The following is an 18,215-nucleotide window of genomic DNA, read 5'->3' on the forward strand; positions in this document are numbered from 1 at the left end:
CTTGAAAAATAGCAAAGAGGCGGCCGTTGCCGGCCGCCCCGCAGTCAGGATGAAGATCAGCCGCCGATGGCAGCTTTGCGAACTTCGATAACAGCGTTGTAGAAGTCCGGCTTGACCTTGACGTAGCCCTTGAAGTCGCCGCCTTCGACTGCGTTGAAGCACTTGGCGTCGGCGGTCGGGAGCTTCAAGAAGAAGTCGGTCAGCTTGGCCTGCCATTCGGCGCCGAGAGCGTTGCGAACGACGAGCGGGCCGTTCGGGATCAGCGGCGAACGCCAGACTTCGACCAGCTTGTTCGGGTCGACGGCGCCCTTGTCGACTTCCTTGCGGAAGGTACCGGAGGTGTAGCCGTCCTTGAAATTGCCGAGGCCCGAAGAATCGTCCACGGCAACATCGACCTTGCCGTCATAGGCGGCGAGCAGGTTGTTCTCATGGCCGCCGTTGAACTGGGTCGAGGCAAAGAACTTGTCGTTCGGCATGCCCGTGTCCTTCGGGATCTGCGTCAGCGGAACGAGATAGCCCGAGGTGGAGTCCGGGTCGGCATAGCCGAGCTTCTTGCCCTTGGCGTCCTTGATGGTCTTGATGCCGGAGGACTTGAGCGCGAGGCCGATCGAGTAATAACCGGTCGAACCATCGGTCTGCTGCGTGGTCAGGATCGGGGTGACGGCCTTCGGATCCTTGATGTAGGTCGCGGCATAGCCGGAAGCGCCGAGTTCGGCGAAGTCGAGCGTGCCGCCGAGGAGGCCCTGGATAACGCCGTCATAGTCGGCGGCCGGGAACAACGATACCTTCTCGAAGCCGAATTCCTTTTTCAGGTGGTCGGAGAGGCAGGCATAGTTGCGCAGGCGGTCGGCTTCGTTTTCGCCACCCATGATACCGATACGGAATTCCTTGAGGTCCTGAGCTGCAGCGCCGCCAGCAAGCGCAAGAAGCGCCGTGGCCGCGAGAAGGGTCTTCTTCAACATGGGTTCGTCTCCTGGTTAACCGGTGTGTCCCCGGATGTCTTCGGTCTGAAAGAAATGCGCCCTTGACGCGGGCTCTCGATCGCGGCCGGCTCCCTCTCAGAGACCGGCCATTGCCAGCGGTTGCGGGCCGGCGGATGCATGTGCCGCGGCCTGCGCGGCCGGATCGGGAATGTTGATGGCGGTCGACGTCATCGTTTCGTCGACACCGGCGCCATCCCTGTCGGTGCCGTAGATTTCCTTGACGGCGGCGGCCGTCAGATCGGACGGCTTGCCGTCGAAGACCACACGGCCGGCGGCCATGCCGACGATGCGTTCGCAATAGTTACGCGCCGTATCCAGCGTGTGCAGGTTAGTGATGACGGTGATGCCTTCACGCTCGTTGATGTCGCGCAAAGCGTCCATGACGATCTTGGCGTTCAGCGGATCGAGCGAGGCGATCGGCTCGTCGGCGAGCATCATCTTCGGCTGCTGCATCAGGGCGCGGCAGATGGCGACGCGCTGCTGCTGACCGCCGGACAGCGTGCCGGCCATCTGCAAGGCGGTCCGCTCGATGCCGAGGCGTTCCAGCGCGGCGATCGCCTCGATGCGCTCCTCGCGGGTGAAGACGGAAAGGAGGCTCATGACGGTCGAGCGCTGGTTCAGGCGACCGAGCATGACGTTGGTCAAAACGTCGAGGCGCGGGACGAGATTGAACTGCTGGAAGATCATGGCGCAATCGCGCTGCCAGCTGCGCAGCGCCCTCCCGCTCAGCTTGGAAACTTCGGTTCCGGCGAAATGGATCGAGCCGGAGGTCGGGTCGGCGAGGCGGTTGATCATGCGCAGCAGCGTGGATTTGCCGGCGCCCGAGCGGCCGATGACGCCGACCATCTGTCCTTGCGGAATGTCCAGCGTCACGGAATCGACAGCGAGCTTGTTTCCGAACCGGCGCGAGACATTCTTGAGCTCGAACATGAAGCTTTCCCTTTCGCCGCTACCTTGGTCTGTAGCAAGCACTGACGTCGCACTACTAACTATGAACAGGCGCAGGTGCCTCGCCTCGAAACCGAATTTCGAGCGGCCGTGCGCCAAGTATAGGCAACGCATTACCGCTGCTTCATGAAGCTCCAATGTCAGATTTGTGTAAGTGCTGTTACAATCCCCCGCTATTGGTGCGGTGAGATGGTTCAGTCGAAACGCTTAGTTGCTTTCAGCGTCAAATAAACCCGTCGGCAGGCCGTCCATGCTACGGACGTTCTTTTCCCGCCGGTATTCCTCGATGCCATCAGGCCCCTTGGCCTTCGCCCACTGATCGAGGCTAGGCCTTTCGCCTTCATAGGCGAAGAGCGGCACGCCGAAGCCGCAGGAGGTCTGGACGAGGTCGATATCCAGCCAGACGATCTGGCGCGCGCCGAGCGGTTCGTCGCCGGCATAGTGGGTATGCAGTAATTCCTGGTATTCAGCCGATGCCCTGTGAAGGATCCGGCCGTGCCCATAGAGCCGCAGGATCATCGGCGGCCCCTCGACGGCGCAGAACATGATGGTCAGCCGCCCATCGGCCTTCATATGCGCCGAGGTCTCGTTGCCGCTGCCGGTCCGGTCGAGATAGATGGCGGTATTGGGTGAGATGACGCGCAGGCACAGGGTCTCGCGGGGCGAAACGTTGACGCGGGATTCCGCCGTCGCCGAGGCCGTGAAGAAGATATGCTGCCGCGCAATGAAATCGCGCAGCCGGTCATCGATGCTTTCGAACTGCTTTGCCATGAAGACGCCTCCCTCGAATATCCGGTCTCAAAGGGTCGCCAGACGCTAGATCCTTAATCGGCTGGCGCAAGCCCCGTTTCGGCGAAAAACGTCCTCACGCGCCGTATCGGATCAAAAAATCCTCGGCGGAAAGGGCGCGGAAGTCGGCAAGCGCCGTGCGCAGGGTGGCGTGATCCCAGTCCCACCAGGAAAGCTTGTCCATGCGCGCGCCGACCTCGGCGGTGAAGCGCTCGCGGATGAGCTTGGCGGGCACACCGCCGACGATCGTATAGGGGGCGACATCCTTGGACACGACGGCGCCGGCGCCGATGACGGCACCATTGCCGACCATGACGCCCGGCAGGATAGTGGCGCCGTGGCCGATCCAGACGTCATGACCGATCACGACGCGGTTCTCGCGCCGCCAGGTAAAGAAATCCGTTTCCATATCGGCATCCGGCCAATAATCGGCGGCGCGATAGGTGAAATGGTGCAGCGTCGCCCGCCATGTCGGATGATTGGTGGCATTGATGCGGACGCTGGCGGCGATGTTGACGAACTTGCCGATTGTCGCGCACCAGACGGCGCCGTCCTGCATGATGTAGGAATAGTCGCCGATCTCGACCTCGTCGAGGCGGCAACGCTCGGAGACCTCGGTATAGCGGCCAAACGTCGAGTTCTTGACGGTCGCGCTCGGGCTGATGAGCGGCGTTTCGCCCAGTTGACGGCTCATGCGGCGGACTTTCTGGGCGAGAAGCGGGAGACATCGAGAATCCGGCTACCGACCGCTTCACGCACTTCCTCGTCATGGAAGATGCCGAGCAGGGCGACGCCAGCCTTTTTCTTTTCCTCGATCATCGAGACCACGACGGCGCGGTTCCTCGCGTCGAGAGAGGCGGTCGGCTCGTCGAGCAGGAGAATGGCGTGATCGGTAATGAAGCCACGGGCGATATTGACGCGTTGCTGCTCGCCGCCGGAGAAGGTGGCGGGCGGCAACTGCCAAAGCTCCTGCGGCAGATTGAGCTGGGCGAGCAGGGCGCCAGCCCTTTGCCGGGCATCCGCCAGCGCCACGCCGCGCGCCAGAAGCGGCTCGGCAACAACGTCGATGGCGGCCACGCGCGGCACGGTGCGCAGGAATTGGCTGACATAGCCGAGCGTATGGCGGCGAACCTCGAGAACGGTGCGTGGATCGGCGGTGGCAAGATCGATGATCTTGTCTTTTTGCGTTACCAGGATCTGGCCGCTATCGACGGCATAGTTGCCGTAGATCATCTTCAAGAGCGAGCTCTTGCCGATGCCGGAGGGACCGCCGAGCACGACGCATTCGCCGGCTGCGACCGAGAAGGATACATCGGCGACAACAGGCAGGCGAATGCCGTCGCGCAGATGCATGGTGAAGCTCTTGAAGACTTCGGAAACGACGAGGGGGGTTGCCATGGTTTTTCCTCAGACCTGCAGGATCGAAGAGACGAGCAGCTGCGTGTAGGGTTCGCGCGGATCGTCGAGTACGCGGTCGGTCAGACCATGTTCGATGACGTATCCGTCCTTCATCACCATCATGCGGTGCGACAGCAGGCGGGCAACGGCGAGGTCGTGGGTGACGATGATCGCCGACAGGCCGAGATCGTTGACGAGGCCGCGCACCAGATCGAGCAGGCGTGCCTGCACGGAGACGTCGAGGCCGCCGGTCGGCTCGTCCATGAATACCAGGCGTGGCCCGGTCACCAGATTGCGGGCGATCTGCAGGCGCTGGCGCATGCCGCCGGAGAAGGCGCGCGGCTGGTCGTCGATGCGGTCGGCGTCGATTTCGACGCGTTCCAGCCAGTCGACGGCGGTGGCGCGGATATTGCCATAGTGACGGTTGCCGATGGCCATCAGCCGCTCGCCGACATTGGCGCCGGCCGAGACCGTCATGCGCAACCCGTCGGCGGGGTTCTGGTGCACGAAGCCCCAGTCGGTCCGCATTAGGAAGCGCCGTTCCGCCTCGTTCATGCGGAAGAGGTCGCGATAGGTCTGGTCGCGCATATGATATTCGACGCTGCCGGTGGTCGGCAGCAGCCGTGTCGAGATGCAGTTGAGCAGGGTGGTCTTGCCCGAGCCGCTCTCGCCGACGATGGCCAGCACTTCGCCGGGCCAGAGATCGAAGGATACGTCGCGGCACCCGATACGGCTGCCGTAGAATTTCGAGATGTTCTTGACCTTGAGGAGTGGTGTGTCGCTCATTCGGCGGCCTCCTGATTGGGTGCCAGCCCATTTGGTGCCAGCATGATGCCGACGTGGCCTTGGGCGCGGCGGTCTTCGCAGAAATCGGTGTCGGAGCAGACGAACATCCGTCCGCCCTTGTCGTCTAGGATCACCTCATCGAGATAGACCTGCTCGGCGCCGCAGAGCGCGCAGGGCTTGTCGAAGCGCTGTACTTCGAAGGGGTGATCCTCGAAATCGAGGCTGACCACGTCGGTATAGGGCGGCACCGCATAGATACGCTTCTCGCGGCCGGCGCCGAAAAGCTGCAACGCATCCGACATATGCATTTTTGGATTGTCGAACTTCGGCGTCGGCGACGGGTCCATCACATAGCGACCGGCGACCTTGACCGGGTAGGCATAGGTGGTGGCGATACGGCCGTTGCGGGCGATGTCTTCATAGAGCTTCACATGCATGAGGCCGTATTCCTCGAGCGCATGCATCTTGCGGGTCTCGGTCTCGCGCGGTTCCAGGAAGCGCAGTGGTTCCGGGATCGGCACCTGGTAGACAAGCACCTGGTTAGGCCCAAGCTTGGTTTCCGGGATGCGATGGCGCGTCTGGATGATCGTCGCCTCTTCTGTGCGGGTGGTGACAGCAACATTGGCCACCTTCTGGAAGAAGGCGCGGATGGAGACGGCGTTGGTCGTGTCGTCGGCGCCCTGGTCGATGACTTTCAGGACATCGTCCGGCCCGATGATCGCCGCGGTGAGCTGCACGCCGCCGGTGCCCCAGCCATAGGGCATCGGCATTTCGCGCGAGGCGAAGGGCACCTGATAGCCGGGAATGGCGATCGCCTTCAGGATGGCGCGGCGGATCATCCGCTTGGTCTGTTCGTCGAGATAGGCGAAGTTGTAGGTGGCGAGATCGGTCATTCGGCTGCCTCCGTCAGGGGATCCTTGCCGCCGTCGCGGGCGGCCTCGAAGTCACGGCGCATGCGGCGCACCAGGTCGAGCTCGGCCTGGAAGTCGACATAGTGCGGCAGCTTCAGATGTTCGACGAAGCCGGTCGACTGCACGTTGTCGGAATGGGAAATGACGAATTCCTCATCCTGGGCGGGGGCGACAATATCCTCGCCGAGCTCGTCGGCGCGCAGCGCCCGGTCGACCAGCGACATGGCCATGGCCTTGCGCTCGCTCTGGCCAAAGACAAGGCCGTAGCCGCGGGTAAACTGCGGCGGCGCCTTGGCCGAACCCTTGAACTGGTTGACCATCTGGCACTCGGTCACCTGGATGCTGCCGAGCGAAACGGCGAAACCGAGTTCCGGTACGTCGAGCTCGACCTCCACTTCGCCAATGCGGATTTCGCCGGTGAAGGGATGGTTGCGGCCATAGCCGCGTTGGGTCGAATAGCCGAGCGCCAGAAGGAAACCCTCGTCGCCACGGGCGAGCGCCTGCAGGCGCAGGTCGCGGGTCATCGGGAATTCCATCGGCTCTCGCGTCAGGTCGCCGGTTTCGTGGTCGATCGGCATGTCGCCGTCGCCCTCGATCAGTCCTTCCTCGGCGAGAATCTCGGAGACCCGCATCACGCGGCCCTCTTCCGCCGACCGCTGCATCGGTTCGTCCACCGGTTCGTCGGTCAAGAGGCTCGGGTCGAGCAGGCGGTGGGTATAATCAAAGGTGGGGCCGAGAAGCTGGCCGCCCGGCAGGTCTTTGTAGGTGGCGGAGATGCGGCGCTCGATCTTCATCGCCGCCGTGTCCAGCGGCTGGGAATAGCCGAAGCGCGGCAGCGTCGTGCGGTAGGCGCGCAGCAGGAAGATCGCCTCGATCATGTCGCCGCGCGACTGGCGCACGGCAAGTGCCGCCAGCGTGCGGTCATAAAGCGATGCCTCAGCCATGACGCGGTCAACGGCAAGCGCCAGTTGCGCGACGATCTGGTCGATGCCGAGGGCCGGCAGCGAGCGGTCGCCACGGCGACGGTCGGCGAGCAGCCGGTGAGCATTGGCGATGGCGGCTTCGCCGCCTTTTACGGCAACATACATGCGTCAGATCTCCGTCGCGATGATCTTGGTGGTGCGCGGCAGGCAAAGGAATTGCCGTCCCGCCGTCAGAACGAGGTCGACACCACGCGGGAAGAGCGCGCGATTGTCGTTCCATGAGCGCAGGAACGTGTCCGGCAGGCCGATGGGCGCAATCATGTTGATGTCGGCGATACCAGGTCCGGAGAGCGCCAGTTCCTTGCCGCCCTCGAGGCTTGCGATTTCCAGTACGAGCGTCGTCGAGCGGTCGGGATATTCCTGCGTGCCGACGTCGAATTGATTGAGCGAGGCGAGCAGCACTCCGGTCTCGACGAAGGCAAAGCGGGCCTCGAGCTTTTCCGTTGTCACAGGTGCGCCGGTATGGAAGCCGAGCCATTCCGGCATGGTCGAGCGTGCAAGGCCGCCTGACAGCCAAACCTGCGTATCATGATCGCAAAGGGTGAGCCCAATGGCGCCGGCGGCGATGCCGAGGGGCGCGGGAGGCGCGATGTCGGAGGTGATCGTCTGCAGGGTTCCTGGCCGCGCCATCGCGTCCATCATCATCTTGAAGACGCTCTGCGCGTCGAACACCGGGTTGGCGAAGCCGCCGGTCAGGGCGTCGTTGTCGGGTATGGTAGAGACATGGGAAAGGGTCATCAGTCTTCTCCGCGGACCATGGTGAAGAAATCGACGCGGGTGGCTGCCGTCTCTTCGGCTCGTCGGTGATCCCGTCCGGCGATCCGCTCGGTGATCGGCAAAAGGATCGCCTTCTCGACGAAATCCTTGGTGGCCGGCTGATGCCAGAGCGCGTCGAAGATCGCCGCCAGCCGCACCTTTTCACGGTCGGTGCCGAGCGCATGCGCGTGGCCGACCGCGCCGGAGGCGAGCCTGATGGTGGCGCGGGTTACCGTGACTTCGCCGAGATTGAAGGGCGAGCCGCCGCCGCCGATGCGACCGCGCACCATGACGAGCCCCGTCTCCGGCCCGCGCACGGGCTGGACCACCGGCTTGTCGGAGAGCGCTTCCCAGGCAGCGTCAAGCTCGTCGCGTTCGGCCCGCGCCAAAAGATCGGCGGTGCGCTTGCGTTCCTGACGCTCCTGCGCGGCCGCCTCTTGTCTCTGTGCTGAATTCATCCCGTCATCCTCAAAATGTCTATTGATATAGACAACTATACAAGGTATGTTTTATATCTATTGGGGTGACGTGACAAGCGTATGACAGGGCAAACGAGAAATATGGCGGGGCAGAAGGTACAGAGGCAGACGGGCGTAGCGCTCTGGCGGCAGATTGCCGACCGGATTCGCGCGTCGATCAATCAGGGCGATTTCGACGAGACCGGCATGGTGCCGCCGGAAACGGCGTTGGCGCTGCAATTCGGCGTCAACCGGCATACGGTGCGAAGCGCGCTGGCCGCTTTGGGGCAGGAAGGCATCGTTCGCGCCGTGCAGGGGCGGGGCACACTGATCGAGCGCAAGGAACGGCTGAATTTCCCGATCTCGAAACGGACGCGGTTTTCTCAGGGGATCGGTGATCAGGTCCGGGAGTCCAGCAGCATGCTGGTGGCGAGCAGCAATGAAATCGCCAATACCGAGGTGGCCCGCTGGCTGAAGCTGGAACCCGGTACAAGTGTCGTCCGACTGGAAACGCTCGGTCGGGCCGACCATCGCCCGGTGTCACGCGCCACGAGCTGGTTCCCTGCCGATCGTTTTGCCAACATTGCCGAGATCTATCGGGCCACCGGTTCGATCACCAAGGCCTTCCGCGAACTCGGCGTGGCGGACTATGTTCGTGTCGTCACGGAAATCACTGCGGCCCATGCGGAAGAAGGCGATCTCGCCGACCTCGAACTCTCCCCCGGCGCCATCATCATGACCACCCGCGCACTCAATGCCGATCTCGACGGCGTGCTGGTACAATATTCGATTTCACGCTTCGCTGCGGATCGGGTGCGGTTCACGATCGAGAATTGAGGACAAGAGAAGCCCCTCATCCGGCCTGTCGGCCACCTTCTCCCCGTTTTGACGGGGAGAAGGAGATGGGCGCACCATCCGTCGCTCCTCAACCTAATGGAGGTCGATGACTTGCCACAAAAAAAGTCGTTCCCTCGCCCCGCTTGCGGGGAGAGGGCTAGGGTGAGGGGCTTTTTCGGAAGATCTATTCAGCCGCTCAATGCGCGCCGGACATATCGCCGAGCACTTCCTTGGAAGCGACGGTGGAGTCGGCGTTGAGCTTGTAGACCATCGGCACGCCGGTCGCGAGGTTAAGCGCCAGGATCTGTTCCTTGGTCAGGCGGTCGAGCACCATGACCAGCGAGCGCAGCGAGTTGCCGTGAGCGGCGACGAGCACCTTCTGGCCGGCGAGCACGCGCGGCAGGATTTCGGTGAGGTAATAGGGCCAGACGCGGGCGCCGGTGTCGCGCAGGCTTTCGCCGCCGGGCGGTGGGATGTCGTAGGAACGGCGCCAGATATGCACCTGTTCCTCGCCCCACTTGGCGCGTGCATCGTCCTTGTTCAGGCCGGAGAGATCGCCATAGTCGCGCTCGTTCAGCGCCTGATCCTTTATGGTTTCAAGGCCGGGCTGACCGACTTCATCGAGGATGATCTTCAGCGTGTGCTGGGCGCGGATGAGATCCGACGTGAAGGCGATGTCGTATTTGATGCCGTAATCGGCGAGCGCCTTGCCGCCGGTCTTGGCTTCTTCAACGCCCAGCGCTGTCAGGTCTGGGTCCTTCCAGCCGGTGAAGAGATTCTTCAAATTCCAGTCGCTCTGCCCGTGGCGAACGAGGACGAGGGTACCGCTCATGAAATATTCCTCCTTGAAAGGATCGTATCAACGTTTGGAAAGCCCGAGGACATCGAGCATGGAATAAAGGCCGGGCTTCTTGTCGCGTGCCCAGAGAGCCGCCTGAAGCGCGCCGCGGGCAAATAGCGACCGGTCGCCGGCGCTGTGGGACAACGTCAGACGCTCGCCTTCGCCGGCAAAGATCACCGAGTGATCGCCGATGACGGCGCCGCCGCGAAGCGTGGCAAAGCCGATCGAACCCGCCGGACGCGGACCGGTATATCCGTCACGCACGCGCACGGAATGATCGTCAAGATCGATGCCACGCCCCTTGGCTGCGGCTTCGCCGAGCAGCAGAGCGGTGCCCGAGGGCGCGTCGACCTTGTGCTTGTGGTGCATTTCCAGAACTTCGATGTCCCAATCGGCCGACGGAAGCGCGCGTGCCGCCTGTTCAACAAGGACACTCAGGAGATTGATGCCGAGACCCATATTGCCCGACTTGACGATGCGGGCATGGCGGGCGGCGGCCTTGAACCTGGTTTCGTCTTCGGCCGAGCAGCCGGTCGTGCCGATGATGTGGACGATACGCGCCTGGGCGGCGAGGTCTGCGAAGGTGATGCTGGTCGCCGGCGTGGTAAAGTCGATAACGCCATCGGCATGCAGGAAGGCTGCAAGCGGATCGTCGGTGACAGGAATACCGATTGGCCCCAGCCCGGCGATCTCTCCGGCATCCTTGCCGATGAAGGCGGAACCTGGACGTGCGACGGCGGCATGCAGGCTCAGGCCCTCGGTAGCGTGGATGAGGCGGATCAGCGTCTGCCCCATGCGGCCCGCCGCGCCAACCACCACCAGCTTCATCGCATTGTCGCTCATGTCGTCTCTATCGTCTTATTTGCGGGAATTGCCGGAAACGGCCGGCCGCTGAAGGTTGTTGAGGCGAGCGTAAAGACCATTGTCGGCCTCCGCAAGCGTCTCGTGGTTGCCCTCTTCGATGACGCGCCCATTCTGCATGACAATGATCTTCTCAGCCCGAACAACCGTCGACAGCCGGTGGGCGATGACGACGACCGTGCGTCCGCTCATGGCTTCGTCCAGCGCCTTCTGCACAGCTGCTTCCGACTCGGTATCGAGCGCCGACGTCGCTTCGTCGAGCAGCAGGATCGGCGCGTTGCGCACCAGAGCGCGGGCGATCGACAGGCGCTGCCGCTGGCCGCCGGACAGCGTCACGCCGTTCTCACCGACCGCGGTGTCGTAGCCTTGTGGCTGCGCCATGATGAAATCATGGGCGTAGGCATGCCGCGCTGCTTCCTCGATTTCGACATTTGTCGCATCCGGGCGTCCATAACGGATATTATCGCGGATCGTGCCTTCGAAGAGGTAGGGCTGCTGCGAGACATAGGCGAGATGTTGGCGCAGCGATTGCTTGGTGACGTGGCTGATGTCCTGCCCGTCGATGAAGATGCTGCCGGCCTTCGGGTCGTAGAAGCGCGGAATGAGGTTGATGACCGTGGACTTGCCGGCACCGGAAGGGCCGACGAGTGCCGTTGTCTGTCCACCTTCGGCAACGAAGCTCACGCCGCTTAGGACGCTTTCGTCGCCATAGGCGAAATCCACGTCGCGGAATTCGATGCGGGCTTCGGTAACGACCAGCGGCTGGGCGTCCGGCAGATCGCGCTGGCGCGGCTCCATGTCGAGCAACTCATAGATCATCCGCGCGTTGACGACGGCGCGCTCCAGTTGCACCTGCAGCTTCGCGAGGCGGCGGGCCGGATCGTAGGCGAGGAGAAGCGAGGTGACGAAGGAGAAGAAAGCGCCGGGCGGAACGTCATGATAGATCGAGCGATAGGCGGCATAGCCCAACACGCTGGCGACCGCGAAGCCGGCAAAACTTTCCGTCAGTGGTCCATTTCGCTCCGACAGGCGGGCAATGCGGTTTTGCCGGTGTTCGGCTGCGGTGATGAGCTTATTGATCTTGCGATCCAGCTGCTCTTCCATCGTGAATGCCTTGACGATGGAGATACCCTGGATCGTCTCCTGCATTGCGCCCAGAACGTGGCTGTTCAGGTTCACCGCTTCGCGTGTCGCCGAGCGAAGGCGCTTGGAAACATAGCGTAGTGCATAGAGCAGTGGCGGCGCCGCGATAAAGACCGCAAGGCTCAGCAGCGGATCCTGCACCACCATGACACCAAGCAGGGCGATGAAGGTCAGAAGGTCGCGTGCTGTCGAGGTGATCGTCAGGTTCATGACGTCACGAATGCCCGAAACGTTCTGGCTGACCCGCGCGGCAATCTGTGCCGACCGCGCCTCGTTGAAGAAGCCAACAGACAAGGTCATCAGATGTGCGTAAAGCCGGCGCTGGTAGCGCGCGATGATGTTGTTGCCGATCTTGCTGAGGAGGACCGACTGGAAATAGCCTGCGAAACCGCGCACCACGAAAGCCGCGAAGATCGCGGAGCAGACGATCCAGACAATCTCGGCCCGGCGCTCGACGAACGCCTGGTTGATGATCGTCTTCATGATGTAGGCGATGAATGCCGTCGAAAGCGCCACCAGAATCAGGCAGGCGATGGCAACGGAATAACCCCAGATGTGCTCACGGCCATTCTCGGCAATGATGCGCTTCAGGATACCGCTGATGGTCTCGCTGTCTACGCTATTGTTTTTGGTATCGGGCGACTTCAAAAATCGGCTTCCTGTCTCAAACCAAGCGAGCCGCATATGGCACATGCTTTCGCGGCTCTATTAAAGAGTTAGGACGGCTTTGGCTAGAGATGGCTTGCCGTGCTGGTTAAAGGGCAAGCCATGTAGCCAAGATCACTATAAGGGAAGAAAGCTCGTTCAAGAAGCTGTCAGGCTCTTCCCTTTCTTCTAAGCGGCTGCCCGTGGCCCCCGCAGGATCAACGCCGCCAGCGCCGTCCGTCCGTCGCAAGACCAAAGCTGGCCGGCGCGCGGGCATAGGCCGTGAGGCCCGAGAGTGCCGCGAGCGGATGGGTAACCACATGCGTCGGGATCGATTTCAGCAGTTCTGTATGCGGCGCCTTGTCTTCGAAGGCGGCGCGGAATTCCGGCTTTTGCAGCGCTGGCAGGATCTTTTGCGAGATGCCGCCGGTGATATAGACGCCGCCGCGTGCCATGAAGACCAGCGCGATATCGCCGGCGACGCGACCGAGATAGGTGACGAACAGCGTCAGGGTCTCTTCGGCCTGAACGTTGGTTTCGGCGAGCGCATGCGCCGTGATGTCGGCCGGTTCCTTGAGGGTGGACTCGATGCCGTCGGTCTTGCAGATTGCATGGTATAGGTTCTGCAGGCCGCGGCCGCAGAGGACCTGCTCGGCGGAAATGCGACCCTCGATCGTTTCCAGATGCGGCCAGATCTGCAGATCGCGCGCGCTGCGCGGGCCGAGATCGATATGGCCGCCTTCGCCCGGCACGGGGATCCAGGTATGCTGGGCATGAACGAGACCGGCGACGCCGAGGCCGGTGCCCGGCCCGAGCACGGCGCGCGAGGCGACCATGCCTTCCGATATCTCGCCGATGGTCGCGCGATGCTCTTCGGAAATACCGGCGATCGCCAGCGCCTGCGCCTCGAAATCATTGATAATCAGCACATCTTCCATGCCGAGATTGGCGATCATCGTCTTCGGGCGGATCACCCAGTCGCAATTGGTCAACGGAATTTCGTCGCCGCGCACCGGGCCGGCCATGGCAAGGATCGCCGAGCGTGGCCGCACCGGCGATTTGGCGAGGGCCTCCTCGATCGCATCGTCGATCGTCTTGAAATTGGCGGTTTGCACAATCGGGAAATGAATCTGCTCGGCATCAGCATCGACGACGATGGAGAAGCGGGCGTTGGTTCCCCCGATATCGCCGATCAGGATGGGAAAGGGCAGGGGGGCATCGCTGTGATTGAGCTCGGGCATGAACAGGTCCGTGTCGGCCGCCGCAAGGCGGATTAATGGTTCAGTGTTTTGATCAGGCGGTCGGCGGTGGCCTCATTGAGGGCCATCGGAATGTCGTAGAGAACGGCAAGCCGAGTCAATGCCTTGACGTCGACATCGTGCGGCATCGGGGTGAGCGGGTCGATGAAGAAGATGACCATGTCGATATCGCCTGTGGCGATCATCGCGCCGATCTGCTGGTCGCCGCCGAGCGGACCGCTTTTCAGGCGGGTGACCTTGAGGTCGGGGCAGGCATCGAGCACGCGGGCGCCGGTCGTGCCAGTGGCGACGATATGCCAATCGGCAAGGGCATTCTGGTTGCGGCGTGCAAATTCCGCCATTGCATCCTTCTTCTGATCATGCGCGATCAGTGCGATGCATTTGCCGCCGGCCATGAAACTCCCACTCCGTCTCGGATTTTTCAATCGATTTATCCGCCTTCTATACCAAGAGGCCGGCCTTTGAAAGACCGGCCCAGTCGCATCGAACTTTGGTGCAATTTACTGCTGCGGAATGCTGCCGGGCGGCGTGTTGCCCGTGCCGCTGCTCGAAACCGGCAGTGTGCCGGTTGCGGTCGTTGGTGCAGCCGCCTTGACGCCATAGGTGGCGGCTCGGGCCGAGGCAACCGAAGGCGCGTCCAGTACGGCCTGGCAGGCCTTTGGCAGATCGGACACCATGACTTCGCGGGGCTTTACCGGCGGCTTGGTGCTGGGCTTCGGCTTGGCCCAGGGCTCCGGCCCGAGCCACCAGGCAAGCGTCTTGTCGCAACCGTCGCCGGCGGCAACCGGTGCTTGCGGCGTGCAGCCGACCGAGCCGGCCGGGCAGCTCAAGCGGATATGGAAATGCGAATCGTGGCCATATTCCGGGCGCAGCTTGCCAAGATTGGTGCGGTCGCCGGTCCAGCTGTCGCACATCTTCTTCTTGATGGCCGGATTGACGAAGATGCGCTGCACTTCGGGATAGCTGGCGGCGCGCATCAGCAGGCGGGCATGCGCCGGCGTCCAGACCCTGTCGTTGATGGTCAGGAATTTGTCTTTCGCCAGCATTGAGGTGAAAGGCAGGGTCTCGCGCTCGGCCGCCGTCAGCGTCCGCGCCGGCATCGGCGTCAGCCAGACGTCGGCATCGAGGCCGATCTGATGGGAGGCATGGCCGTTGAACATCGGCCCGCCGCGCGGCTGCGCCATATCGCCCACCAGCAAGCCCGGCCAGCCATCATTTTTCGCCGCGTCGCGCGACAGGCGTTCCAGCAGCCCGACCATTTCCGGCCTGCCCCAGCGCCGGTTGCGCGACGGGCGCATCGCCTGCCATGTCGGCCCATCGGTCGGCAGCGCCACGGCGCCGGTAAGGCAACCCTTGGCGTAAAAACCGATCGATTGCGGCGGTCCTCCCGTCGGCAGCGTCACCCCACCGAAGATCGCCTTGGCGCTGCCGGGCGTTGGGCCCGCTTGCTGGGCCAGCGCGTCGCCGGTGACGAGACCCGCGCCGATCGTGGTGGCGAGGGCAAGTTTGCTGACGGTGCTGATGGTTCGAACCAGAAGGGAAATCATGTGGTTCCTTGAGAGGCTGCCGATGTTGGCCGAAGTGATTTGCATGGAAATCTACCGCATAAGCCGGAAAATCGGAATGGATTTTCGAGGTTATGCGTTCTCTCTTAAATTCTGTTGTCGAGACGAGCGATGGCGATTCCCCTTGAGAATTGTAGGGTTTACGCGATGAGCCGGTTGACAGCATCGGCATAGTCTGTGGAAAGTCCGGCAGTCACAATGACCATGATCTGCCGCCCGTTTTCGTTTCCAAGCGACGGCGAACATGTCTTGATTATCTGCTGCGCGAGTTGGGGAACGAGCGGGCGGGAGCTGGGGTCTGAGCCCCGGGGTCGATTGCGATGAGCATGGTGGTAGCCTGGGGATTGTAAAGGGGAAGCTGGGGTGGGAACGCATAGCGGAGAACCCGCTGAGAAATCGACCGGCGAGCCGCAAACGCGGACACCCAAACGCCGGCGAGGTCATGATCGCGTGGCCGTACTTTTGGAGGCGGCCGCGGCGATCTTCGTCGAGAAGGGGTATGACGCCGCGACGATGACGGAGATCGCCGCGAAAGCGCATTCGTCGATCGGTTCGCTCTATCAATTCTTTCCGACCAAGTCGTTGCTCGCCGAAGCGCTGCATATCGATCGGCTGGAGCGGCTGAAGGCGGTGTTTCAGGATATCGCGGAAAAGAGCCGCGGCCTGTCGGCGGCCGATAGCGGCGAAGCGATCTTCGACCGGCTCGCCGCCTTCATCGAGACGTTTCCCGAATATCCGGTGCTTGCCGCGCGCCGGGATATTCCGAGGGATCGCAAGCTGCGCTCGCGGGCGGAGGTGAAGGAGCTGATTTCCTCCATCCTGCGACGCGCCGAGCCGCCTGTCACCGACGATGTCGCCCTGATGTCGGCGATCATTCTCGAATTGATCCGCATTGCCGTCATCGCCGCCAACGAGCCGGAGGCGGTCGAAGACCGGCGCCTTATTCGCGAATTGCGCCTGATGCTGCGCAAGCGTCTGGAGGAGGCCACGGTAAAAGCCTGATCTCATCAGGCATCTATCGACGGGCTCGCGAAGAGGTGAGCAATTCCGTCCTGTTTTTTGCCCTCATTTGCCTTATGCTTGATTCCATTCAAATCATCGGGGGATCATGAATGGCGTTGTCGCGGTTGAAAGCAGGCTTGGTTGTTTCTCTTTTCTGCCTGCTGGCCTTGCCGGCACCATCCAACGCCGACGAGCCACAATTCCGCATCGGCACGGCCATTCTCGGCGATCTGAAATACCAACCCGGCTTCAAGCATTTCGATTACGTCAATCCGGATGCACCGAAGGGCGGGGAGCTGAAGCTTTCCGACGACGGTACTTTCGACACGCTCAATCCTGTTCTGCTGAAAGGCAATCCGGTCTCGGGCGTCGGCCTGGCCTTTGACACTTTGCTGAAGCATGCGGATGACGAGATTTCCTCCTCTTATGGCCTGTTGGCCGAGGGCGTTTCTTATCCGGATGATGTTTCCAGTGCGACGTTCCGTTTGCGGACGGAAGCCAAATGGGCGGATGGCACGCCGGTTACCCCTGACGACGTCATTTTCAGCTTCGAGAAATCCAAGGAGCTCAATCCGTTCCTGGCGAGTTATTATTCGCATGTGACGCGTGCCGAAAAGACCGGTGATCGGGACGTCACCTTCTCTTTTGATGTGAAGAACAATCGTGAGCTGCCTTTCATTCTTGGCGACTTTCCGGTCGTTTCGAAACATTGGTGGGAAGGCACGGGGCCTGATGGCAAGCCGCGCGACATTACGCGTACGACGCTGGAGCCGGTGATGGGCTCAGGTCCGTACAAGATCGTTTCCGTCTCTCCGGGTTCGACGATCCGTTACGAGCTGCGCGGCGACTACTGGGGTAAGAATCTCCCCGTCAACGTCGGTGGAAACAATTTCGGCGCGATCTACTACACCTATTACGCTGACAATGACGTGCAGTTCGAAGGTTTCCGGGCTGGCAATTTCGACTTCTGGCAGGAGACGTCCGCAAGCCGCTGGGCTACCGGTTACGATTTCCCGGCCGCCAAGGACGGCCGCGTCAAGCGTGAGGAAGTGGCGAATCCGCTGCGTGCCAGCGGGGTGATGCAGGCATTGATGCCGAATATGCGCCGCGACCAGTTCAAGGATCCGCGCGTCCGTGAGGCGTTGAACTACGCCTTCGATTTCGAAGAACTGAATCGCTCCATCGCCTTTAACCAGTATACCCGTGTGAACAGCTATTTCTTTGGCACCAAGCTTGCTTCATCCGGCTTGCCGCAAGGCGAGGAACTGAACCTGCTTAACGAGGTGAAGGACAAGGTCCCGCCAGAGGTCTTCACCACGCCCTATACGAACCCGGTCGGCGGCGATCCGCAGAAATTCCGTGATAATCTGCGCCAGGCCGTAGCGCTGTTCAAGGACGCTGGCTATGTGCTCAGGGGCAACCAGATGGTCAACGCCCAGACGGGACAGCCTTTCACCTTCGAAATCCTGCTGAACAGTCCCTTCGTGCAAAAATGGGTGGTGCCCTATACCCAGAACCTGAAGAAGATCGGCATCAATGCGAGCGTGCGCATCGTCGATCCGTCGCAATATATCAATAGGTTACGTAGCTTCGACTATGACATGATTTGGGTCGCGCTGGGGCAAACCCTCAATCCCGGTAACGAGCAGCTCGATTTCTGGGGCTCAGCTTCGGTGAATCGCCAGGGCTCTCGAAACTATGCGGGCATTGCCGATCCTGGCATCGACGCGCTGATCACCAAGGTCATTCTGGCAAAAGATGTGACTGAGAAGGACGCGTCGACCAAGGCGCTCGACCGTGTCCTGCTTGCCCACCACTACGTCGTGCCGCTGTTTTACCGCATGAGTGTCAACATCGCCTATTGGGACAAGTTCGAGCGACCACCGCAACTGCCGGAATATTCGCTCGGCTTCCCCGATCTCTGGTGGTCGAAAAGCGCGGCAAAATGAGCGGCTCTTGCATTGGCGGGCAGGCTGGGCTCCAAATGCCCAATGCCGATTCGGCGGTTTAGACCTGAAATGAATGACGACGCCGGGCTTTACGCGGCGGA

The 18,215-nt window shown here is 61.9% G+C and carries 19 protein-coding genes; 3 read left to right on the plus strand and 16 right to left on the minus strand.

Annotated elements, in window-relative coordinates:
* Positions 1 to 56: 56 nt before the first annotated feature.
* From phnD to phnG, 10 genes are all read right to left on the minus strand, one after another.
* Complete coding sequence (gene phnD, locus HB780_RS26685) at positions 57 to 962, minus strand: phosphonate ABC transporter substrate-binding protein (RefSeq protein WP_047460589.1); 906 nt, start codon at positions 960 to 962, stop codon at positions 57 to 59.
* A gap of 96 nt (positions 963 to 1,058) precedes the next feature.
* A complete protein-coding gene (gene phnC / locus HB780_RS26690) occupies positions 1,059 to 1,913 on the minus strand; it encodes a phosphonate ABC transporter ATP-binding protein (RefSeq protein ID WP_183690607.1) in 855 nt (284 codons plus the stop codon).
* Between the two features lie 225 nt (positions 1,914 to 2,138).
* Complete coding sequence (locus HB780_RS26695) at positions 2,139 to 2,702, minus strand: pyridoxamine 5'-phosphate oxidase family protein (protein WP_183690609.1); 564 nt, start codon at positions 2,700 to 2,702, stop codon at positions 2,139 to 2,141.
* A 94-nt stretch (positions 2,703 to 2,796) separates the two neighbouring features.
* Positions 2,797 to 3,414 carry a DapH/DapD/GlmU-related protein gene (locus tag HB780_RS26700; RefSeq protein WP_183690611.1) on the minus strand — a complete coding sequence of 206 codons (618 nt, stop codon included), beginning with the start codon at positions 3,412 to 3,414 and terminating at the stop codon, positions 2,797 to 2,799.
* Positions 3,411 to 4,118 (minus strand): phosphonate C-P lyase system protein PhnL, encoded by a 708-nt coding sequence (phnL, locus tag HB780_RS26705; protein WP_183690613.1) that lies wholly within the window; start codon positions 4,116 to 4,118, stop codon positions 3,411 to 3,413. The genes HB780_RS26700 and phnL overlap by 4 nt, the downstream gene beginning before the upstream one ends.
* Before the next feature lie 9 nt (positions 4,119 to 4,127).
* Positions 4,128 to 4,904, minus strand: a complete 777-nt coding sequence (gene phnK / locus HB780_RS26710; RefSeq protein ID WP_047460602.1) for a phosphonate C-P lyase system protein PhnK — start codon at positions 4,902 to 4,904, stop codon at positions 4,128 to 4,130.
* Positions 4,901 to 5,797, minus strand: coding sequence for an alpha-D-ribose 1-methylphosphonate 5-phosphate C-P-lyase PhnJ (locus HB780_RS26715; protein ID WP_183690615.1), 897 nt, complete (start codon positions 5,795 to 5,797; stop codon positions 4,901 to 4,903). Before HB780_RS26715 ends, phnK begins: the two co-directional genes overlap by 4 nt.
* Positions 5,794 to 6,903 (minus strand): carbon-phosphorus lyase complex subunit, encoded by a 1,110-nt coding sequence (locus tag HB780_RS26720; protein WP_183690617.1) that lies wholly within the window; start codon positions 6,901 to 6,903, stop codon positions 5,794 to 5,796. The genes HB780_RS26715 and HB780_RS26720 overlap by 4 nt, the downstream gene beginning before the upstream one ends.
* Before the next feature lie 3 nt (positions 6,904 to 6,906).
* Positions 6,907 to 7,536: a phosphonate C-P lyase system protein PhnH gene (phnH, locus tag HB780_RS26725; protein WP_183690619.1), complete on the minus strand. Its 630-nt coding sequence runs from the start codon at positions 7,534 to 7,536 to the stop codon at positions 6,907 to 6,909.
* The gene (gene phnG / locus HB780_RS26730) at positions 7,536 to 8,012 is read right to left on the minus strand and encodes a phosphonate C-P lyase system protein PhnG (protein WP_183690621.1); all 477 of its coding nucleotides are present in this window, start codon (positions 8,010 to 8,012) and stop codon (positions 7,536 to 7,538) included. Before phnG ends, phnH begins: the two co-directional genes overlap by 1 nt.
* 102 nt (positions 8,013 to 8,114) lie before the next feature.
* Between phnG and phnF the strand changes: the two genes are divergently transcribed.
* On the plus strand, positions 8,115 to 8,849 hold the full coding sequence (gene phnF, locus HB780_RS26735; RefSeq protein ID WP_183690623.1) for a phosphonate metabolism transcriptional regulator PhnF: 735 nt from the start codon (positions 8,115 to 8,117) through the stop codon (positions 8,847 to 8,849).
* Positions 8,850 to 9,045: 196 nt separating this feature from the next.
* On the opposite strand, the gene HB780_RS26740 is transcribed toward phnF, so the two are convergent.
* From HB780_RS26740 to mepA, 6 genes are all read right to left on the minus strand, one after another.
* Complete coding sequence (locus HB780_RS26740; RefSeq protein WP_183690625.1) at positions 9,046 to 9,681, minus strand: 2,3-bisphosphoglycerate-dependent phosphoglycerate mutase; 636 nt, start codon at positions 9,679 to 9,681, stop codon at positions 9,046 to 9,048.
* Between the two features lie 27 nt (positions 9,682 to 9,708).
* Positions 9,709 to 10,533, minus strand: a complete 825-nt coding sequence (gene dapB / locus HB780_RS26745) for a 4-hydroxy-tetrahydrodipicolinate reductase (RefSeq protein ID WP_183690627.1) — start codon at positions 10,531 to 10,533, stop codon at positions 9,709 to 9,711.
* Positions 10,534 to 10,548: 15 nt separating this feature from the next.
* Positions 10,549 to 12,342 carry an ABC transporter ATP-binding protein gene (locus HB780_RS26750; protein WP_183690628.1) on the minus strand — a complete coding sequence of 598 codons (1,794 nt, stop codon included), beginning with the start codon at positions 12,340 to 12,342 and terminating at the stop codon, positions 10,549 to 10,551.
* Positions 12,343 to 12,557: 215 nt separating this feature from the next.
* Positions 12,558 to 13,580, minus strand: a complete 1,023-nt coding sequence (locus tag HB780_RS26755) for a glucokinase (protein WP_183690630.1) — start codon at positions 13,578 to 13,580, stop codon at positions 12,558 to 12,560.
* 32 nt (positions 13,581 to 13,612) lie between these two features.
* Positions 13,613 to 13,993, minus strand: coding sequence for a methylglyoxal synthase (locus HB780_RS26760; RefSeq protein WP_183690632.1), 381 nt, complete (start codon positions 13,991 to 13,993; stop codon positions 13,613 to 13,615).
* Between the two features lie 105 nt (positions 13,994 to 14,098).
* On the minus strand, positions 14,099 to 15,145 hold the full coding sequence (mepA, locus tag HB780_RS26765; protein WP_183697510.1) for a penicillin-insensitive murein endopeptidase: 1,047 nt from the start codon (positions 15,143 to 15,145) through the stop codon (positions 14,099 to 14,101).
* A gap of 381 nt (positions 15,146 to 15,526) precedes the next feature.
* Here mepA and HB780_RS26770 point away from each other — a divergent pair, with 381 nt between their 5' ends.
* Positions 15,527 to 16,165 carry a TetR/AcrR family transcriptional regulator gene (locus tag HB780_RS26770; protein WP_183690634.1) on the plus strand — a complete coding sequence of 213 codons (639 nt, stop codon included), beginning with the start codon at positions 15,527 to 15,529 and terminating at the stop codon, positions 16,163 to 16,165.
* A 110-nt stretch (positions 16,166 to 16,275) separates the two neighbouring features.
* A complete protein-coding gene (locus HB780_RS26775; protein ID WP_183690636.1) occupies positions 16,276 to 18,114 on the plus strand; it encodes an extracellular solute-binding protein in 1,839 nt (612 codons plus the stop codon).
* Positions 18,115 to 18,215: the final 101 nt, after the last annotated feature.

The sequence above is a fragment of the Rhizobium lusitanum genome, from assembly GCF_014189535.1.
Taxonomy (GTDB): domain Bacteria; phylum Pseudomonadota; class Alphaproteobacteria; order Rhizobiales; family Rhizobiaceae; genus Rhizobium; species Rhizobium lusitanum_C.